This is a genomic window from Lysinibacillus capsici (genome assembly GCF_020217405.1).
Classification (GTDB): Bacteria; Bacillota; Bacilli; order Bacillales_A; family Planococcaceae; genus Lysinibacillus; species Lysinibacillus capsici.
Map to the genome: position 1 here is coordinate 2,059,732 of NZ_CP084108.1, position 20,817 is coordinate 2,080,548.

At 41.4% G+C, this 20,817-nt stretch carries 21 protein-coding genes; 19 read left to right on the forward strand and 2 right to left on the reverse strand.

Annotated elements, in window-relative coordinates:
• The first annotated feature begins 11 nt into the window (after positions 1 to 11).
• The 8 genes from LCP48_RS09945 (at position 12) to LCP48_RS09980 (ending at position 8,396) form a co-directional block, all read left to right on the forward strand.
• The gene (locus LCP48_RS09945) at positions 12 to 506 is read left to right on the forward strand and encodes an ECF transporter S component (protein ID WP_009371052.1); all 495 of its coding nucleotides are present in this window, start codon (positions 12 to 14) and stop codon (positions 504 to 506) included.
• Positions 503 to 1,186: a hypothetical protein gene (locus tag LCP48_RS09950; protein WP_004228770.1), complete on the forward strand. Its 684-nt coding sequence runs from the start codon at positions 503 to 505 to the stop codon at positions 1,184 to 1,186. The genes LCP48_RS09945 and LCP48_RS09950 overlap by 4 nt, the downstream gene beginning before the upstream one ends.
• A gap of 437 nt (positions 1,187 to 1,623) precedes the next feature.
• Positions 1,624 to 3,357, forward strand: a complete 1,734-nt coding sequence (locus LCP48_RS09955; RefSeq protein ID WP_225340914.1) for an ABC transporter ATP-binding protein — start codon at positions 1,624 to 1,626, stop codon at positions 3,355 to 3,357.
• Positions 3,354 to 5,165, forward strand: coding sequence for an ABC transporter ATP-binding protein (locus tag LCP48_RS09960; RefSeq protein WP_225340915.1), 1,812 nt, complete (start codon positions 3,354 to 3,356; stop codon positions 5,163 to 5,165). The genes LCP48_RS09955 and LCP48_RS09960 overlap by 4 nt, the downstream gene beginning before the upstream one ends.
• A 41-nt stretch (positions 5,166 to 5,206) precedes the next feature.
• Positions 5,207 to 5,626 carry a DUF1801 domain-containing protein gene (locus LCP48_RS09965; protein WP_004228761.1) on the forward strand — a complete coding sequence of 140 codons (420 nt, stop codon included), beginning with the start codon at positions 5,207 to 5,209 and terminating at the stop codon, positions 5,624 to 5,626.
• Positions 5,627 to 5,752: 126 nt separating this feature from the next.
• On the forward strand, positions 5,753 to 6,736 hold the full coding sequence (locus tag LCP48_RS09970; protein ID WP_004228757.1) for an alpha/beta hydrolase: 984 nt from the start codon (positions 5,753 to 5,755) through the stop codon (positions 6,734 to 6,736).
• Between the two features lie 2 nt (positions 6,737 to 6,738).
• Entirely contained in the window at positions 6,739 to 7,410 is a 672-nt protein-coding gene (locus LCP48_RS09975; RefSeq protein ID WP_004228754.1) for a response regulator transcription factor, read from the forward strand.
• The gene (locus tag LCP48_RS09980) at positions 7,407 to 8,396 is read left to right on the forward strand and encodes a sensor histidine kinase (protein WP_004228752.1); all 990 of its coding nucleotides are present in this window, start codon (positions 7,407 to 7,409) and stop codon (positions 8,394 to 8,396) included. Before LCP48_RS09975 ends, LCP48_RS09980 begins: the two co-directional genes overlap by 4 nt.
• Before the next feature lie 34 nt (positions 8,397 to 8,430).
• On the opposite strand, the gene LCP48_RS09985 is transcribed toward LCP48_RS09980, so the two are convergent.
• On the reverse strand, positions 8,431 to 9,300 hold the full coding sequence (locus LCP48_RS09985) for a DMT family transporter (protein WP_004228749.1): 870 nt from the start codon (positions 9,298 to 9,300) through the stop codon (positions 8,431 to 8,433).
• A gap of 109 nt (positions 9,301 to 9,409) precedes the next feature.
• Positions 9,410 to 10,267, reverse strand: a complete 858-nt coding sequence (locus tag LCP48_RS09990) for a LysR family transcriptional regulator (RefSeq protein ID WP_004228746.1) — start codon at positions 10,265 to 10,267, stop codon at positions 9,410 to 9,412.
• Positions 10,268 to 10,403: 136 nt separating this feature from the next.
• Between LCP48_RS09990 and LCP48_RS09995 the strand changes: the two genes are divergently transcribed.
• From LCP48_RS09995 to LCP48_RS10045, 11 genes are all read left to right on the forward strand, one after another.
• Entirely contained in the window at positions 10,404 to 11,612 is a 1,209-nt protein-coding gene (locus LCP48_RS09995) for an MFS transporter (RefSeq protein ID WP_216486904.1), read from the forward strand.
• A 29-nt stretch (positions 11,613 to 11,641) separates the two neighbouring features.
• Positions 11,642 to 12,022, forward strand: a complete 381-nt coding sequence (locus LCP48_RS10000) for an SRPBCC domain-containing protein (protein WP_004228732.1) — start codon at positions 11,642 to 11,644, stop codon at positions 12,020 to 12,022.
• A gap of 112 nt (positions 12,023 to 12,134) precedes the next feature.
• Positions 12,135 to 12,851: a toast rack family protein gene (locus LCP48_RS10005; protein ID WP_004228730.1), complete on the forward strand. Its 717-nt coding sequence runs from the start codon at positions 12,135 to 12,137 to the stop codon at positions 12,849 to 12,851.
• A gap of 121 nt (positions 12,852 to 12,972) precedes the next feature.
• Positions 12,973 to 13,497, forward strand: coding sequence for a tubby C-terminal domain-like protein (locus LCP48_RS10010; protein WP_004228727.1), 525 nt, complete (start codon positions 12,973 to 12,975; stop codon positions 13,495 to 13,497).
• A gap of 32 nt (positions 13,498 to 13,529) precedes the next feature.
• A complete protein-coding gene (locus LCP48_RS10015) occupies positions 13,530 to 13,760 on the forward strand; it encodes an alpha/beta hydrolase (protein WP_216486902.1) in 231 nt (76 codons plus the stop codon).
• 466 nt (positions 13,761 to 14,226) lie between these two features.
• Positions 14,227 to 14,793, forward strand: a complete 567-nt coding sequence (locus LCP48_RS10020) for a hypothetical protein (RefSeq protein WP_004228722.1) — start codon at positions 14,227 to 14,229, stop codon at positions 14,791 to 14,793.
• 623 nt (positions 14,794 to 15,416) lie between these two features.
• Entirely contained in the window at positions 15,417 to 16,310 is an 894-nt protein-coding gene (locus LCP48_RS10025) for a DoxX-like family protein (RefSeq protein ID WP_225340916.1), read from the forward strand.
• A gap of 5 nt (positions 16,311 to 16,315) precedes the next feature.
• The gene (locus tag LCP48_RS10030) at positions 16,316 to 16,927 is read left to right on the forward strand and encodes a DUF4166 domain-containing protein (protein ID WP_004228720.1); all 612 of its coding nucleotides are present in this window, start codon (positions 16,316 to 16,318) and stop codon (positions 16,925 to 16,927) included.
• Positions 16,896 to 18,452, forward strand: a complete 1,557-nt coding sequence (locus LCP48_RS10035; RefSeq protein ID WP_009371063.1) for a YndJ family protein — start codon at positions 16,896 to 16,898, stop codon at positions 18,450 to 18,452. The genes LCP48_RS10030 and LCP48_RS10035 overlap by 32 nt, the downstream gene beginning before the upstream one ends.
• A 62-nt stretch (positions 18,453 to 18,514) precedes the next feature.
• Entirely contained in the window at positions 18,515 to 18,958 is a 444-nt protein-coding gene (locus LCP48_RS10040) for a hypothetical protein (RefSeq protein WP_004228713.1), read from the forward strand.
• Positions 18,959 to 19,120: 162 nt separating this feature from the next.
• On the forward strand, positions 19,121 to 20,803 hold the full coding sequence (locus LCP48_RS10045; RefSeq protein WP_009371065.1) for a methyl-accepting chemotaxis protein: 1,683 nt from the start codon (positions 19,121 to 19,123) through the stop codon (positions 20,801 to 20,803).
• Positions 20,804 to 20,817: the final 14 nt, after the last annotated feature.

Below are 20,817 nucleotides of genomic sequence, written 5' to 3' on the forward strand. Positions count from 1 at the left end.
GAGGGAATGAAATGGAACGACAAAAATTAAGAAAAATGGTTTTGACAGCAATGGTAGCGGCCATCTGTGCAGTAGGGGCAATGATTAAGGTACCAACGTTTATTTCAACGGCTGCACTGGATTCGGCTCCTGCCTTTTTAGGTGTTGTCTTTCTATCCCCCATCTTAGCAGGGGTTGCTGGATTGATCGGGCATTTTATTACGGCATTAACATCTGGCTTCCCATTAGGACCATTACATATTATTATCGCGGTAGAAATGTGGATTGTCGTATGGGTCTTTGGGGTGATGCATAAAAAAGGCTTACACTTTTGGAAATGGCCTGTTGCCTTAGTATTAAACGGTATTGTAGCGCCACTCCCATTCTACTTTATTATTAGTCCAGCATTTTTCTGGGGTGCTTTAGGCAGTATTCTGATGGCAACGGTGATCAATTTAATTATTGTCGCGGTAGTTATGCCCATTCTATCAAAGGTTTTTGTGCGTAAGGAAGGTCGTGTACAGTGAGAAATGCGATGAAAGTTGGCACGTTCATTGCAACAATGGATAATGCTGCAGCCATTGGACAAAAACCGCAAGATGTTGTGTCAGCACCCGATCAACTGACGGCCTATATGACAGCACGTGTGACCTTTTTAGAACAGCTAGCGGCACAGGCACTACCTGTTCAAGTTCTACTTGCGAATTTTTCTGGAGATGCCGCATGGTCTCGCTATGAAAAAGGTATACAGCAAGTGTTTGCAGAGGCAGATCTTACATGTCCAGCCATTGCGGGGAGTACGGAATCCAATATGCCCACATTGCAGTCAGGCTTAGCTGTTACAATGCTTGGAGAAATCCAGCAGCGTCGAGCATTTGACCACGATCAGCTTAGCTGGTACACCTATGGCCTGCCGCTTGTAGGGGAAGAGGTGTTGGCACAACCTGAAGATGTGGCGCAGTTGCTGCCTATATACAAGGCATGGCAGGCAGAAATTGTTCAGCAAATATGGCCAGTCGGATCAAGGGGGCTACAAGGAGAATTTGCCCGTCTGTTTGGGGAGCGACATGTGGAATGCGCCCTTGATGGTGCAAAATCAGCAGGCCCCTGTACGGTCATTTTGCTAGGAATTGCTGCAGACAATGAGTCACAGGCACAAAAAATTTTCCTGCGAAATTTTGAGAAACTACACATTTCTGAAAAGTGATGGGGCTTGGTTTGAGCAAATGATTGTTTCTTGGGACAGGTCCAGATAATCCAGAGCGAGTGTTATTTTACTTCGATCTAATCCTTGCTCTGGGTGGTTCCTTACTTAATTAACAGGATGACGCTGAATCTAAAGTAGCTGGCTGCTGCTTGTAAAGGAAAATGCCCGCTCTGAAAGGTGAGGAAGTCGCTCCTGAGCATGGTAACCACACTCCAAAGTGGAAGAAAGCCGCTCCTATAGAAGTGGAAATTCGCTCTAAAAAGTCACCCCTCTCCAAAATCTGCATAGAAATCAGATTTTTTCTCCTTATGAGACTCTTCAACTCAATTAAACCACTCCAATAATATTACGAGACCCGAAAAATTATTTATCAAATGGGAATGATTTTCAGTTATAATGAGGAACGAATGGGATTTAAATAGAACGGAGACGAATGTATGCAGGCAATTAAACAATTAGGGCAGTATTTAGGGCCTTATAAATTTTTCACCTTGATTGCACCGCTATTGATGGTACTGGAGGTGACGATGGATTTAATTCAGCCGACTATCATGCAGCATATGATTGATACGGGGATTGCCAATGGGGATAATCGCTACGTATTGACTATGTTTGTGTGGATGCTTGGCAGTGCAGGGCTCGGACTTATTGGTGGGGTTGGTTGCTCGTATTATAGCTCAAAGGCGGCGATTCATTTTGCGTCGGATGTTCGTCAGGCTCTTTATGAGAAAATGATGACTTACTCAGCCAAGGAGCGAGATGCTTTTACAACAGGGAAGCTGATTACGATTTTAACGAGTGATGTGGAAAGTATTCAGCGTGCTTTTATGATGACGCTGCGTATTTTTGTGCGTGGGCCATTGCTCTTTATCGGCGCAGTGATTATTGTGTTTGTCACAGCGCGTGAGCTTTTTTCCATATTGCTCATTATCGTGCCATTGTTGATTATCGCAATGTACTTTTTCACAAAGTATTCGGGTGTATTGTATCGTCGTGTTCAGGAGGCGATTGATGCCGTCAATACGAAGTTACAGGAAAATTTGGCGGGTATTCGTGTAGTTAAAGCCTTTCGCCGTGAAAAACAGCAGGTAGCACAGTTTGGAGAATTAAATGAGGCGTTGACGAAACGTTTTATTACAGCTGAGCAAATTGTCGGCGTGCTTGTACCCTTTACGATGTTTGTTGTCAATCTAGGGATTGTAGCGGCGCTTTGGCTTGGAGCCATTAAGGTAGATGCGGGTACGCTTCAAGTGGGCGTTATTCTTGCGTTTATCAACTATTTAACGATTATTTTAAATGGACTGATGTCCTCTAGTATGGTGCTGATGCAAATAGCGCGAGCCTTGCCTTCAGGAGAACGCATTGTGGACGTATTAAACAAAGAGATTGCTGTTAAGGAAGCTGAACATACGCTGACAGATCCAATAAAAGGGGCCATTGACTTTGATCAGGTGAGCTATCGTTACTATGAAACAGCTGAGGATGTCCTTAAAAAGATTTCATTTTCGGTCAAACCAGGGCAAACGGTCGGCATTATTGGGAAAACAGGTAGTGGTAAATCGACGCTGGTGAAGCTATTACCTCGCTTATTTGATCCCTCTGGTGGCGAAATCCTCATAGACGGAAAACCGCTAAAATCCTACTCACTCGCAACCCTACGTGAGCATATCGGATTTACCTCTCAGAAAGCATTATTGTTTTCTGGGCCGATTGAAAAAAATATTCGTCTCGGTAAGGATGATGCCACAGCTGAGGACATACAGCAGGCATTAGAGGCCGCCTGTGCCAGTGAATTTGTAGAGCGACTTGATAAGGGCATAGCGCATGAATTGTTACAGGGTGCTACGAATCTTTCGGGTGGACAGAAGCAGCGACTTGCATTAAGTCGTGCGTTTATTCGAAAGCCTGCCATTTTGGTGCTGGATGATACAACGTCAGCGCTCGATAGTGCATCGGAACAACATGTGCAACGAGCTATTGCCACCTATTATCAAGACACAACGACCTTCATCGTAGCGTCGAAAATTGCCTCCATTCAGCAGGCAGATGTTATTTTGGTACTAGAGGATGGCGACGTTGTTGGGCAAGGAACCCATCAGCAGCTTCTACAATCCAATGCGCATTATCAAGCAATTTATGCGTCACAGCAAAAGGCTGGTGAACAAGAATGAGCCAAAGTCAACCAAAGCAAATGAATTTTGGACGTGGACCGCGTATGGGGAGACCAGCTGAGAAGGCGAAAAATCAAAGGGAGACATTGTCACGTGTATGGCACTATGTCAAGCAACAAAAAGTAGGGCTGTTTTTCTCTATCCTTTTTGTCATTGCCTCGACCTTTTTAAGCCTTGCGGGGCCCTATATGATTGGACATATTATAGATGATTATATTATGAAAAAGGATATCGACGGAACGATTCGTTTAGGCATCCTGTTGGCCGTTATTTTTACAGTAGCCTCTATTCTGACATGGCTGCAAACCTATGTCATGATTCATGTGGCGATGAAAACCATTCGGACATTGCGATTGGAACTATTTCAAAAGCTTCAGACGCTGACATTACGTTTCTTTGATCAGCGGGCACTTGGGGATCTAATGAGCCGTGTGACCAACGATATTGATAATTTAAATACTGCACTTGCGCAAAGTGTTACGCAAATCGTGTCGTCCATTTTAACTGTAATTGGTGTCAGTATCGCCATGTTTACATTAAGCTGGCAATTAGCAATCGTGACATTGATTATTATTCCGCTGATCGTTTTCACAACCAAGCAAATCATTAAACGCAGCAGTAAAAATTATGCTGCACGGCAACGGGATCTTGGGAAGCTAAACGGCTATATTGAGGAAATGATTACAGGTTCGGAGGTACTTACGCTTTTTGGTAAGGAACAGCAAACGATTGATACGTTCCATCAGCAAAACGAAAATCTACGAAACTCTGCCCAACGAGCAGAAATTACCTCTGGCTTACTAGGTCCGATTAATAACTTTATGAATAATTTAGGCCTTGCTGTCGTCATCGGAACAGGTGCCTTTTTAGCAGTAAAGAGTATTGTTACAGTGGGGATTATTGCCGCCTTTGTGACCTATACACGGCAATTTTTCCGTCCGCTTAACCAGCTATCTAATCTATTAAACACCTTCCAGTCTGCTATTGCTGGGGCAGAGCGTGTTTTTGAGATACTAGATGAACCCTCAGAGGTAGCCGACAAGCCTAATGCTATCAAGACGGCATCGCTCAAGGGGGATGTTGTTTTCAAGCAAGTATCATTTAGCTATGAGCCAAATAAGCCTGTGTTAAAAAACATTGACTTCCATGCCAAGGCAGGAGAGACATTTGCTCTTGTTGGCCCAACAGGCTCAGGCAAAACAACGATTATCAATTTATTAACACGTTTTTATGACGTCGATCAAGGTGAGATTTTGATTGATGGGCATAATATTGAACACTATCAGATGGCGACGATTCGCCAAAGAGTCGGTGTGGTTTTACAGGACACCTATTTGTTCTCGGGAACGATTCGTGAAAATATTCGCTTTGGGAAGCTAGATGCGACAGATGAAGAGGTTGTGGAAGCGGCAAAAATTGCGAATGCCCATCATTTTATAAAATATTTACCAGCCCAATACGAAACGCCCGTACAGGCAGGGGGAGCCAATTTAAGTCAGGGGCAGCGTCAGCTTATTGCGATCGCGCGTGCGATATTAGAAAATGCAGATATTTTAATTTTGGATGAAGCGACATCAAGTGTGGATACCCAAACAGAGGTGGATATTCAAAAAGGCTTACAGCATTTAATGCAGGGACGCACAAGCTTTGTCATTGCCCATCGACTCAAAACAATCGAAAATGCCGATCAAATCCTCGTGATTCAGCAGGGAGAAATTGTCGAGCAGGGCAATCACCAAGAGCTGATGCAGCAGCAGGGGATCTATCGTCATCTTCAACAAAAACTATTGTTAGAGCAGGTAGAATAGGGAATAATAAAGGTACATCTTCCAGAAGGCGAGGGATTGACATGTATGAATTAAAGACCAAAGAAACCGATGTAAGTGTCATTGAATTTATTGAAAGTGTAGACCATCCAAAAAAGCGAGAAGACGCCTATCGATTATTGGACATCTTTACAGAGGTCACAGGCTATGAAGCCAAAATGTGGGGACCGAGCATTATAGGTTTTGGTAAATATCATTACAAATATCAAACAGGCCATGAAGGAGATGCCCCACTAGCTGCCTATTCCCCTCGCAAAGCGAAAATTAGCTTATATTTTGCTCCAGGGGATGAACGTGAGCAATTATTACAACAATTTGGTAAACACACAACAGGAAAAGCCTGCGTTTATATTAATAAGCTAGCTGATGTGAATGAAGACATCTTAAAAGCCCTTATACAACAAACGATCGATTTTTTACGAAAAACCTATCCAGATGCTTAATCAAGAGAGCTGCCTATTAGTTAGGTAGCTTTTTTGTATGAAATTTATCTATTTTCTCCAAAAGTTTAGTAGAAATTTATTTTTACCGTGTATCCTTGCAAGTATCAACGAAAAGAGGAGATACGTATGAAAAAGAAAGCAAAGAAAATGATTGTCTATATGGGGGCATTGATTGTGCTCGGAATGGTGATAATTTGTATTTATCACTATAGCTTAATACAGAAGGAGTCAACTATTTTACAACCTAACGGCACATTAAACAATGTAGATGGACAAAACATCCATGTTTATCAGGAGGGGGCTGGCGAGGATACATATATTTTTATGGCTGGCTCAGGTATCGCAGCACCCGTATATGAGCTAAAAGGGCTGTATCGTAAGTTTTCACAGCATCATCAAATTGCAGTAGTGGATCGAGCTGGCTATGGCTATAGCGACGTAGCCCATGATGATAGAGGAATCGATACGATTGTAGCGCAAACACGACAGGCACTTCTGCAAAGTGGGCTTGAACCGCCCTATGTTCTTGTGCCACATTCCATTTCTGGACTAGAGGCCATTTACTGGGCGCAAAAATACCCAGAGGAAGTAAAGAGCATCATCGCTCTGGACATTGGCTTACCTAGTCAATATGTAAAGCATAAAATGGGGACGGTCGATCGTTGGATGGTAAGGGGAATGCATCTCGCTACTAAGCTGGGCTTACATCGACTTATGCCATCTCAGGTCCATAATCCGCAAGTATTGAACATGTCCTTTTTAACAGCACAGGAAAAGGAAATCTATCAGGCATTGTCCTTTAAGCAATTTTTTAATGAGGATATGCAAAATGAGCTGTTACAGGTCTACGAAAATAGTTTACAATCAGAACAGCTCAAAAAGCCGCAAGACACGCCTATCTTACTGATTGATGCGATTGCGGAAGAAAATAAACATTCGAAATATACGAAGCAAAACCGACAGGATTATGCTGACTTTGCAAAGCAATTCACTAATGCACAGGTGAAGGAGGTCAGTGGGACACATAGTATTTATCTCTATCAGCCAGATGCAATCTATCAACTGGCAATGGAATTTATGAAAACAACGGGTGATGAGAAAGGTCGATAAGTATGAAAGGATTTAGAATCTTAATTATAGAAGACGATCACATGATTGGTGATCTACTACAAAAAATAGTGAAGCGTGAGGGCTATGAGGCAATCTGGAAAACAGATGGCAAGGATATGATGGCGCTGATTCAGCAGGTGGATTTAGTCATAATGGATATTATGCTGCCAGGAGAGGATGGCTATCAATTAAGCAAAAATATTAAACGATTAGGCTTAAATATTCCAATCATTTTTCTATCGGCACGTAACGATATTGAAAGTAAGCTAGAGGGGTTGATGGTCGGCGAGGATTACCTAACAAAGCCATTTGATCCGCGAGAGCTGTTGCTAAGAATGCAAAAAATGCTAGCACAACAGTATGGTACATTTACGCAAATTCAGCATTTATTGATTGATGGGGAGCGCCGTCAAGTATTTCATCGTAGTATCCATGATGAAATCGCCCTGACAGCGATCGAGCGAAAAATTTTCTTTTATTTATTTGACAATCGAGACAGAGTGTTAACAAAGGAACATTTTTTTGATTATCTTTGGCCGCTCGATGAACGCAATCATAATATTTTGAATGTCCATATTAAAAAAATTCGAACAAAGCTACAGGACCCAGCAGGCACTATTGTGCAAAACATTTATGGAGAAGGGTATCGTTTAAATACCTATAATAAAAAATGACCTTAAAAACAAAATACCGTACTTTATTATTTGTAGCCATTGGGAGTGTGCCGGTTGTACTATTAGGCATTAGTGTGGCCATGTCAATTTTGTATGACAAGGCCTTTAAAATGAAAAATGACGGTATTCCGTTTCATGAGTCTTATGCCTATCCTGTGATGCTGATTGCGTTTGTGCTAGCGTTAGGAATGCTCGCATGGCTATTTTCCACATCGATTCATTCGTTACTATCCAAAATCACACTACTTAATAAAACAATACGAGAACTAGCGAGTAATGAGCGAATACCTGACACGTTAACGATAAAAAGTGAGGATGAAATCGGGCGGCTTAGCCAATCTGTCAATCTCTTAATTGAGCGTACAACTTACCGAGAATTAGAGCTTGCCCAGCAACAGGAGCTTCAAAAAGAGCTGCTACAAAAGTTGCGACATGACATCCATACGCCGTTAACGGCTATCCGCTTGCAGCTGTTTTATCTAGAGGATCAACTACAGGGGCAGCCCAAATTAGTGGAATCCTTACATGCACAAATTCAATATATCACGAATTTAACAAATGCATTTCAGTTACAGTCCTTTGATACGAGTGAACAGTCCTATGTCATGCAGGAGGAGGTTCAACTTGTCCCATTGTTACAAATGATGATAAAGAAGTGGCAGTATCTATATCGTATGCAGAATATTACGCTGCATTTTCAGCATGATGATTTACAAGCAACTTGGCTTAGCAATGAATTGTGGCTACAGCGTTTATTCGATAATGTCTTTCAAAATACATTAAAGCATGCCCAAGCATCCAAGCTAGAGGTAACGATCAAGGACGGGCAAGTTGTCATGTGTGATGATGGTATTGGCTTTACGCCTGAAGATGAGCATGGCGGACTTGGGCTTAAAATCATTCAGGATATTGCTAAAACACTGAATATCGAAGCTCTCTTACAATCAAACAAGCAAGGCACGACCTTCTACTTTACACACCAATAAAAAACAACGGCAGCCTTTGCCGTTGTTTTTTCTTTTACACTGATTTTCGTTGCTGCAGTAAGAACAGGGCAAGTCCTAGTAAAATGACCAAAATACCGATCCCCTGTTGAACGGAAATCATCTCATCTAAAATAAAATAAGCTAATATACAGGTGCCGATTGTTTCGCCTAAAATACTCATGGAAATCACCGTTGTACTTAACCATTTCAACAGCCAATTAAAAATAGTTTGCCCAAAAATCGTTGCAATGACAGCCAGCCCTACAAGGGACCACCAGGTGGAGGCTGAATAATCGAAAAATGATTCTTTCATAAAGAGGGCATAAACGGCTAAAAAGATCGAGCTACTGCCATAGCCGATAATGGAATAGGGAATGAGCGATAAATCCTTGCGCACTGATTGCCCAATAAAAAAGTAGGCTGTAATAATACCTGCCGCAATAAAGGCAAGAATATCGCCATAAAGGGCTTGTCCACTAATCTGGAAATCTTGCCAGCCAATAATGAAGCAGCCGATGATCGCTACGAAGCAGCCAACAATCGCTCCTTTCGAAAATCGCTCTTTAAATAAAAAATAGCTACCTACTAAAGAAAATAGTGGCTGTAGTGTCACAATGACGGTTGAACTAGCCACAGAGGTGTAGTTTAATGATTCAAACCATAACACATAATGACAGGACAAAAATAAGCCTGATAAAATGCCAAGTCCCCACTGCTTTTTCGATAGGCTAGCAAGCTCCTGCCGCAAGTCCTTCTTTGCCAATAAAAATGGAAGAAGCACTAGCATCGCAAAGAATAGTCGATAAAAGGCCGTAATCGCTGGTGGCGCATCAGCTAGCTTAACAAAGATTGCTGAGGTAGATAATGCAAATACTGCAAAAAATAACGAGATGTAATAAAACATGATGTACTCCTAAGCATTTACAAGATTAATAATGACAAACCTATTATAGTGTAGTCCGTGTGAATAATATAGGGTTTTTAGAATATTAGCACCAAATAGGTTTATGGAGCTAATTCTGCTCAAGCAAGGATTCAATGACCTGTTTTAATTGCAGGATGAAGGGCTGCTTACTGTCATCTTTTTTATAGATATAAACTGTTTCGATCGCATTGTGAAGCCCGTCTAAATCATAAAAATGCAGGTCAGGACAAGGATAAAGTGCTAGTAATTTGGTATTTAATACAGCCAATGTGTGCTCGATTTCAAGAAAATCTAAAATACTACTAACCGATTTAATCTCCTTCATCGTAAAAGGTACCTGTTTGTCAGTGAGCCATTGTGCTAATGCATGGGTATACATGCAGCCCTTACTTAACACAAGCAATGTGACAGGTGTTCGTTGTTCAAAGTCGATGATAGGAGCGGAGCTTGAGATAACTTCAAATGTCTCTGTGGCTAGTACATCATAGTGTAGATCGCTATAATGCTTGATTGGATTACTTGTTAATGCGCAATCTATTTCCGCCAAATGAACTTTGTGATTTAAGGCTGTACTTGATTCCACAGTGAAATCAATATCTATCGGACTTCGACTAGTTTGCAGTGCGTTCATGATGGATGGACCATATATTTTTATGGTTGTATGAGATGTACCAACCAAAATGCTCGTTTGTGTAGGGCCGATGGTATGTAAAAAGTCTTCATATTGCTCGGTAACTTTCTTTAAAAACTGTAAATAATGTTGACCTACCTCTGTCAGCTTTAAGCCTTGGGGTGTTCGTTTAAAGACGTCCTGCCCAATTTCACGCTCCATTTTTTTCACCTTTGCTGTTAAGGCAGATTGTGTATAATTGGTAATTTCAGCCGATTTACTCAAGTTTTGCCTCTCTAAAAGCTCCATTTTTAAGGCAATTTCTTCAATGTTCATGTTGTTCCTCACATACCTATAGATTTTTTTAATAGCCGCTATCATTTTCCTCCATTTTACGTACGCTAGCTGTCCACGTACACTCTAGATAATGAAAAGGTAGACTGCAAAAGCAGTAACCTGATGGAGGGTTATGATGCATACATATTATCGATGGGTCGTATTGCTTGTGGCTACACTTTCGCAGACAGCCGCAACCTTTGTGACCTACGGAATGGGGCCAGTTGCCTCTTTTTATCAAATGGAATGGCACTTAACGTCCTTCCAAACAGGGCTAATTGTTTCAGCCGTCAATATAGGGCCAATTTTCTCCATGCTACTATTCGGCTATCTCATGGATAAAAAGGGAGAAAAGCAGATTATTGGATGGGGCTCGATACTACTGGGCCTGTCAGCCTTATTGCTAATACCCGTGAATCATTATACGACATTGCTTCTCGTATTAATAGTTGTGGGGATATGGTATGGCAGTGCGCAAACAGGTGGCAGTACTGCTATTGTGAAATGGTTTCCTAACAAGCATCGAGGACTGGCTATTGGGATTCGCCAAACAGGTATTCCGATTGGAGGTGCATTGGCTTCCACTTTGCTGACCTATTTGTATCAACATCATCATCTATCCTCTGTCCATTTAGCACAGGGCTTGATGGCGGTTGGTGGGGGACTATTATTTTTATTGCTGTACAAAGAGCCAAAACAGCATGCCACCGCTACGGCACCTCTCATTCCTTTTAAAGAGAAGATGCGTGCTATTCGGCACAATCGAGCGCTCTATCCTTTATTTTTTGTGGGCATGGTCATGATGTCCCTCCAAATGATTATCATTGCTCACTTTATGAGCTATTTACATCATGAAGGTGGGTATACATTAACCGAGGCAGGGCGCTATTTAAGTCTGATTTTACTTGGTGGGATGCTTGGGCGAATTGTACTTGCTTGGATGAGTGATCAATATTTCGCTCAAAAACGAGAGCCTTTATTAGTGCTCGTCATGGTCGCTACATTTCTGATGGTGGGCTGTTTGCCCTTTGTCATACATAGCAAGGGCCTCATGATTATTTTTTGCAGTGTATTTGGGTTTTTAGCGCTTGGCTGGTATTCCATATATATCACTTGTGTCACGGAACAATCCGATTCGCAAGCAGTAGGACTGACAGTTAGTGCAGCGTTAACGATTAACCAGTTCTTTATTGTTTTGGCACCAACAGTTTATGGATTATTGGTTGCTGTTTTTTCCAGCTATCAGCTCGCTTTGGATGTCATCGCTGTGATGGTCATACTGGGGGCATTTCACTTATACAGAACATCCCAAAGTAGTATAACTACTGAAAGTTCGGTAAAATAATGGAAAAGAGGAAATGGAGGTTGCTGCGAATGACCAGTTCGATTTGGATTGAGGCAAAGATTGATAAAGTATGGCAAGCGATTACAGAGGAGCAATCCCTCTCCCAATGGTACGCAACAGGCTCCACATGGGACATCCCTATTCTAGCAGCTGGAGAAAAAATGACATGTACTTTAATGCCAAATGCACATAATCAGCTTTCTGAAAAACTGCCGATGGAGCTAACGATTCAGCAAGTGAAGAAAAATAAGGAATTTTCCTTCTATCTAGAAGTGCCTGAAACATTAATTGCTATTACGCTAGCCGAACAGGGTAATGGCACTACAGTGAGCTTTAATTCGCCAGGCTATGCTGCCTCTCTAGCGAATTTAAAGGCATTGCTTGAGGGGCATAACATTCCTTATCAGTAAGCCTCTCTACGTCTTAGGTCTTAGATGAAATTCAAGCGTAGGGTCGTATTTTAATTTCCCTTCTCCTATATAATGAAATTATTGGTAGATTATACGGTGGGAGGAAATAATAGTGAAAAAATTAGTGGGTTTAGGTGTCGTGATAGGCACGTCAGCATTGGTATTATCGGGGTGCTTTTCCTTTATTCCAAATAAAATGCGAGAGGAAGCCATTTTGGTGGAAAAGGATAAAGCGAAAGCATTAGAGGTAGATATTGATTTAGGTGTTGGCGAAATGAATGTATCGAGTGGTGCAAAGGAATGGGTGGAGGGCAACGCAGAATATAATGTAAAAAAGCTAGCCCCTCAGGTAGACTATGATGTACATGGCGATACAGGAGAAGTAGAAATCAAGCATAAGGGCTCAACAAAGCTGGGGCTCTCCAATATTAAAAACACATGGGCGATTCAACTGAACGACAGCATCCCGATGGATCTGACTGTGGAAACAGGTGCCTCTCTTGCCAACCTCGATTTACAGGGTCTTCAGCTGGAAAAACTCGATATTGAATCGGGTGTCGGTGATCTAACGGTTAATCTAGGTGGCGACTGGAAGAAGAGCTTTACAACAACTATTGAAACAGGTGTCGGTCAAACAACAGTTATTTTACCTTCAAAGGTTGGCGTGAAACTAACGACGGAAAAAGGCATTGGCTCGTCTAATGTGGAGGGTCTTATGTCAAAAGGGAATGGTGTCTATGTCAACGAAGCTTACGACAAGGCAGATGTCGTGCTAGAGGTCAATTCGGAATTGGGCATCGGGGAAATTACCTTTAAGTTAGATCGATAGAAAATGGAGTAGGCCACTTTATTGAAATAGCCGCAATAGGAGCGTCAAATACATCCTTTGTATTTGACGCTTATTTTATGGTAGCTTTAAGAAAAGCAATTGTTTCAAAGGAGCGAATAGATTGAAGACCTATACATACAAGCAACCAGCGGCCATTGAGTCAACAGAGACCGTTACGATTTTAAATGAAGCGGGGGAGGAATCGTCCACCGTTCAACGCGTGTATGCCAATGCACTAAAAAAAGCATTCGATAAAACGATGGACTATCGTTATTTCGTTCGTTTTGATGTCCACGATCGCAATGGTCAGCCACTTTTTACGTGTAAAAAAGTATCCCGTCGTGGGCGCGTCCATTTCCGTGGCAAGGATTTAGTAACAGGTAAAGACTATATGATTGCTTACGATGGCTGGCAAATCATGATTCCCGATTTAGTCATTACCGATGGCGAACAGCAAATCAAGCTTAACAAAGAAATGGAGGACTGGTCTGTTTTTACTGTGAATGAACAGCCTATCGCACGCTGGCAAGCGACTTTCTGCGAGACACATTTTGACATTACGCTGCAAATTGAAGACAGCAGCCCCATTCAGCAGGAAGCCTTTTTTATTGCCATCGGACAGGCAGTGCTGTTTGTTGGGGCTTAAATAAAGGTAGATGGAAGAAAGGGCTTGATGAAGTGCTAAACATATTACCAGCAAAAGAGATTTATTTAGAGGGAAATGAGCATGCCCTATTGCTTTTACATTCCTTTACAAGTCATACAAGAGATATGAAGAAAGTAGCCACTGCACTACATAACCAAGGCTATACTTGCTATGCACCGTTATATCGTGGACATGGCACTCATCCAGAACAGTTATTACACGATCAGGTAGACGACTGGTGGCAAGATGTCGTGAATGATTGAAGGCTATCCGATAATTTCGGTCAGTGTTTTATCCAGCGAAACATTTTGACATTAAAGCTTACCCAATCAATGGGTAAGTAGCTAGAGCAATTTAGAAAAAAATAGGTGCACCCAATCGTTAGGGAAAATCTAATGACGAGGTGCACTTTTTATATAGTAAGTTTCATACTAAATTAAAGAATCTTTTGTTTTTGTTTCTCCAGTTGGATTCTTTCGTATTCCACCTCTAATTCTCTGTGTTTAATCAAATATTCTTTTTTTATTTGATACACTTTAATCACACTCAAAATCGCAATAACAAAAGCAAATACAAGCATTAATAATTGTATATTTGAGAAATACAAAAAAACACCTCACTTTCTTTATATATTATACATTTATCTGGATTATATGTATAATAAAGATAATGTTACATTATCCATAAATGTAATATTTTAACATAAATAAAACAAGGAGGTTTACTGTGATGAAGAAGCTTCAATTTTTTATTTGCAGTTTGATTGTTACGTTAATTGTTGCTACAATTTTTCCGAATTTTGCGAATGCTGATGAATATGGACGTAAAGAAAGTGTTTTAGCCGAATCCATCTACTATAACTTGGCTACGCAAACATTAGCGTTTGATGAAGAAGCAGCTCAGAAATTATATCATTTCACAGATGAAGAATTAAATTATTACGAATCTCTTGAATCACTATCTCCTAATGAGGTTCATCATAAACTTTTAACCTTTGGGCTAGACATGAACAATTATGAAGGCACAATTATTTATAAAGAAAATGAAGATGGAGAAGTAACACCATATGCTGTCATAGCATGGCTTGCAGGAATTGGTTTGGTTTCTTTCATAGGCTATTTCTTCTGGGACCGATACTTGACACATAAAGAAAAAATGAATTATATGAACAAATGCTTTGCACAGGGAGGGAATCCAATCATTGACTCCCGAGATGATGCTGGTTTAAATGGACAAACCAATGCTACTGAGGCTAGAAAAATTGGTGGATATAATTTTGCGTGTCAAAAACCATAACATTTTGTAAAGGACCCTTCAAGACCATAATTTTGAACAGGAAAAACAACAGCCCTTCTATTAATAGAGGGGCTGTTGTTACAGAGTGTCGACAAACTAAATTCGTAACAAAAAGTTATCATAAGTCGGCATTTAACTTTAGTTTTCTATGTTCAAATATTTTTCTGAATCCTAGAAAATAAAGGGTTTGGAAAATCTGAAAAAATTGTACTTATAGCCGTTTAATTTAAAAATAATAGACAAAGTCGAAAAAATCGACTTTGTCTACAGTCTGAAACAACAGCCCTTCTATTAATAGAGGGGCTGTTGTTATTTAAATTTCTAGCTTTGTCGGCTCATCCCATAGACTCTGGAGAGTGAATGAGTGTAAGAACATAAAGGCATGCTCTTGATGCCTGATGTGAAGAAGTAATCGGACATGGGTATACCATTATCAATAAAGCCTAGTATTCTCGTTAAAACTATTTAAAAACATAGTACAAACGATACCATTAGACTCAAGTCATCTTTTCGATTCAAGTTTTTTATTTTTATTGAGAAACGTAATTTGCATACCCATTTAATAGAAGGTTATCAATTTACTGCTATAATGATAGTGGCTTCATCAAAAAAGGAGTGAGTTTATGAGCAGAAAGCCTATTTATGTCGAGATAGACATTCAGGCTCCTATAGAGAAAGCGTGGGATTATACACAAAATCCTCAGCTGCATGAGCAATGGGATTTACGTTTTACATCGATTACATATAGTCCGAAAAAAGCAACTGAGGAGCCACAGCGTTTTACCTATGAAACGAAGGTCATGCCAGGCTTACAGGTAAGCGGCTGGGGAGAAAGCAAGGGGGAGCATCATAAAGAAAATGGCACGCGAACATCCTCACTGCATTTTGGTACGCCTCAAAAGCGCTCACCTATAGCGGAGGGAAAGGGCTATTGGCAATATATCCCGCATCAACAGGGGCTGACATTCCTGACCCAATATGATTATGACACACGCTACGGCAAGCTTGGCGTATTCTTTGATTTACTTTTTCGTCCATTAATGGGGTGGGCGACGGCACTCAGCTTTGATGTTTTAAAAAGATGGCTAGAAAAAGGAGAAAATCCTGCTGCACAGTATAGACGATTCTTTTTAACGATGCTCATGCGTCTATTCTTTTGCTTTGTCTGGTTCTATCATGGTCTTGTACCGAAGATTATCCATTTACATCCGCAGGAATTAAAGATGACGGCTTCATTACTAAATCATGCAGATTATCTGGTTATTTGGATAGGGGTTGCGGAAATTCTCTTTGCTTTATGTTGGCTTTACCCGCGAGGAAAACGCTGGCTCTTTGGTATGCAAATTATCATTTTTCCGCTCTTGACGATAGCTGCTACTGTTGCGGACCCGACAAGTGTACAAGCACCCTTTAATCCACTTACCTTTAATAGCGCTTTATGGGTGTTGTCGATTGTCGGCTTTAGCTTAAGTAAGGATGTACCGAGTGCTCAAAGTTGCAAAAGAAAGCGAGGATAACAAGGATGACGATCTATCAAACAATATTAGGGGATGATTTTGCGAGACTTCATCCGATGCTACAGCAACGTTATGCGTTACCAATAGATGAACCATTTTTTGCTCAGGGCGTGATGCATCAAATAAAATCTGGTGCTAAATGGATGCGTCCCTTCTATACACTGGCTGCGAAAACGCGATTTCTGTTCCCAGAGTCAGGGGAGGATATCCCCTTTACTATTTCGAATACATGCAGAGTCCTGCCAAGTGGGGAACTAGAGGTACTATGGGAGCGCACCTTTTATTTCCCGCAGAAAACAAGACATTTTGATGCAAGGATGACCATTGATCCAATCCAAAAAATTGTGAGAGATTATTTAGGCACACCCGCTCTTTTTTATTCTGATTTGCACTTTACGGTGACACGAGCGGGGACACTAGTCATTCGGTCAGGTAAGCAGCGGTTAGTCCTCTCGCGTTTCGAATGCCCGATGCCTAGACTGTTAGAGGGCCGAGTCATTGTAGAGGAAGGCTTTGATGAATCGAAAAATGTCTTTACCATTCATGTCTCCATTCATAATCCATTCATAGGGAGGCTCATGTTGTATGCTGGTGAATTTACGCAACAATCGAAGTAATTTTATTTTTTTACTAGGGATTTTGTTCACGGTGATTTGCTTTGTGCGAAGTGGACAACCCAATTACTTATGGTTACTAACAGTTGCTCAACTGATTTTTGTTCCCACCATGGTTTCAATGGTTGTCGATGTTACAAAAGCGGGCAAAGCCATCATTATTGGGATGATGCTAGCCGTTACACTGCTGCATTGGTCGACGGATGGCTTATTGGCTAATGTTTTGGCAGGCATGTATGTACTGTATACCTTCTATATTGCCATACAAGGCGTGAAAAGATTTTTACAACGAGGCTTTACGAATATTGCGGAGTTTGCTATCGACATGGGGCTTTTCTACCTAGCTCTTGGTGGTTTGTGGTTTTTCGCCTATGTCGCTAACATGGATACGGGTTTTTCACCATTAATAACGTGGTTAACAGCGATTCACTTTCATTATTCAGCTTGTTTATTACCCATTTCCGTAGGACTTTTAGGTCGATTACATGATAGTAATGGGTATCGTGTCATGGTGATGATATTGCTAGCAGGACCAATCCTTGTTGCGATAGGTATTGCCTTTTCCGTTCTCATCGAAATCATTGCCGTTGCTCTTTATATTTTCGCCATTTACGGCTTGTTTTTCGTAGCGCTCAAAACAAAGCTTCCGTTTGAACAGGGGCTATTGCTGAGGATTTCCTATGGAGCGCTTTGTCTGACGATTCTTGGGTCTTGTCTGTATGTTTACAGTCGTGTCAGCGGAAACTTTTCCATCGGCATTCCAGAAATGCTTCAATTCCATGGTGTGATCAATGGTGTTTTCTTTGGGGCTTTAGGGGTCATCGCCTGGCTAATGGCTGTCCCCCCAACAACACAGCGTCCGTTTGAGTTCCCTGTAAGCCAAATTCGCGGGAAGCTCCATCATGAGAATATACCACACCCTGGCTTGGTCGATGCCTTACAGGATTTTGTCAATACAGCAAAGCTACCGCCTGTCATTCCACATTTTTATGAGCATACAACGACCTATCGTCTGTTTTCGAGGGTGCATTGGAAGACTTGGTTTCGACCTTTTGCCTTTCTTTATCAAGGCATGGGTCGTTTTCTCCAACAGCTCAATTTACCCTTTTCCAGTAAGCAAATTGAAATGACGGGTAGCATTGTTCAGGTTGATTCTGCACAAGATAGCCGTCCGTCTCCACGTGCATGGATTCGGACAATTCATCAGCAAACCGTTTTTGTCGCGATTTATTCGAAGCACACAAGCAACGAAACGACCTATATGAATATAGCCTTACCACTCCCGTTCTCAACAATGGTTGGTATTTTGTATGCCTACGAAGAAAATGGTCAACTACACCTAACAAGTCGCCATGCTGGAGAAGCAGGAATTTATTTGGCGATAGGAAAAAATGTGATGAGGCTACCCTTACAGGAGCATTTTCAAATTTCTGCGGTAGATGACAAGACATTGTCAGCACTTCATCAGATGACGTTATTTGGTATTCCGTTTTTACAAATTGATTATCACATTAAAAGAAATGCATAGATTGGCAGGAAATGCCTCATCCAAACGAGAAGGTCCTATATAGAGACAAAGAACAAGGAGTGATGGATGACTTGCGTTTAACAAAAGGAATTTCTGGTTTCGATGCAGCGCATTTAATTGAGCAGGACATGCGCATGTTTCAGTCGATGGTGTACCATTTAGTGACAAGCGAACAACGAGCGAAGGTGCGGCAATTTATCGATCAAGCGCCCTTTGTTTATATGCAGGCATTGATCGAAATCGATGGAGAAACACTGACGATCCTTCATCATCGTTTGATGCCGTACATCGCCTTTGCCAGGCAGGAGGAGAGTAGCTTTACCTTTTTATCCAAGCCTCACCTGCATAAATATTTTCCTATGCGAAAATGCTTGGAAGCGGAGACACTTACAACATTACTAATAAAGGATGAGGCGTTCCATAGCCTATCTACTACAGAATGGAAATACGTCTCTTATTTTAATAGCCAAACCATTGGCGATGTAATGTTCAATGGCTGGGATTAAGAATAGTACTAAAGGCGTACGATAAAAGATGCTATAAAAAACATTATATTGACCAAGTTATTTCTGGAAATATAGCAAAAATTCCTAAAACCGCTAATCGCCCTTATTAAATGGTAGATTTTTAATGATGGAATAGATTAGGAAAATAAGGGGTTTTTGCAAATGAAGTTCAAAACAATCAGTAGACGCATTGTTTTTTCCTTTAGCATTGTGATTGCAATCGTGATGGGATATATTGTTTACAATTACTTTGCCATCAAGCAAAGCAATGATGCGACAGAGCAAATAGTACAGCAAGAATTACAACTATTAATCATCGATTACGAGCAGGCACAGTCCATTGATTTAAGAATAGCGGCAGCTAGAGGCTATGTGCTTTCTGGGAGAGAAAAGTATAAAGAGATATTTCAGGATAATGTTGCAAAGGAACTAAGCAATGAAGAAAAACGATCAGCATTCTCTTCCTCAGGCGAATTCGGACAATTTGCGGAGATGTCTAAGGAATGGAACCATTATATTGAACAAGAGGTATTTTCGGTATATGAACAAGGGAACACCAATCTGGCTACTCAAAACCTCACAAAAATGGATGACACAGCTACAACTATTCGTGAAGGCTACGAAGGCTTAGCTGAGCAACGAAAACTAGCCATTAATGAAGTAGGGAAAGACAGTGTTGCCGCTGGGGAACAGAAACAGCGAATTGCCATTATCGTAGGTGTGGTGATTGTTCTTCTAGCAGTGATAATTGAGCTATTAAGTGCTCGTGGTATTTCAAGACCACTCGTGACGTTAACCAAGCGTATGCAACAAATGACCAATGGCGATTTAAGTGAGCCGCCTTTGAAGGTTCAATCGAAGGACGAAGTGGGACAACTGATGGAAGCGACTAATACGATGTCAGCTATATTAAATCGTCTATTAAAGCATATTCAAACGGTGTCCAATGATGTGGCGGCACATGGTGAGGAGCTTCTTCAGTCGACCTCAGAGGTTAAAACAGGAACAGAGCAAATTGTTCATACGGTTACAGAAATGGCAAGTGGGACAGAATTACAGGCAGGTCACGCCTCTGATGTCGCTTCCTCCATGAGTGATTTTGCAAGCAAAGTCACTACGGTTCATCACGGCAGTAAAGATGTTCTACAGTATTCGCAGAACGTAAAAGCTTTAACGCAAGAAGGTAGAAGCTTAATGACCACTTCCACAAAACAAATGGAAGCCATCCAGCATACAGTAAAGGACGCGGTGAATCAGGTAAATGGCTTAAGTAAGCAAACACAGGAGATTTCTAAGCTTGTGGCGGTCATTCAAACGATAGCTGCCCAAACCAATTTACTCGCATTGAACGCAGCGATTGAAGCAGCTAGAGCTGGGGAACAGGGGAAAGGCTTTGCCGTGGTGGCTGACGAGGTTCGAACGTTAGCCGAACAGGTCGCCTTTTCCGTCGATGATATTACAGCGATTGTTAGAAAAATCCAGGATGATTCCGATACAGTAGCCACCTCGCTAGAGCAAGGCTATGAGGAAGTAGAAAAGGGCACAACGCAAATGGCCGCAACCAATACGACATTCTATCGAATTGCGGATGCTATAGAGGCCATTGGGACAGGCATTGAAGGTATGTCAGTGGAGCTAGCAGAGGTTGTTCACAATACGGTCACGATTAATAAAGCAGTCGATGAAATTGCTGCTGTCTCCGAACAATCAGCGGCAGGCATTCAGGAAACATCGGCTACCATTGAGCAAACGGCAAGCTCCATGGCGGAAATTAAACATAGTGCCGAGCATTTAGCAGAAATGGCTGAACAACTAAACGCCCTGATTTGTCAGTTTAAGCTATAAAAATTACCTGTGGA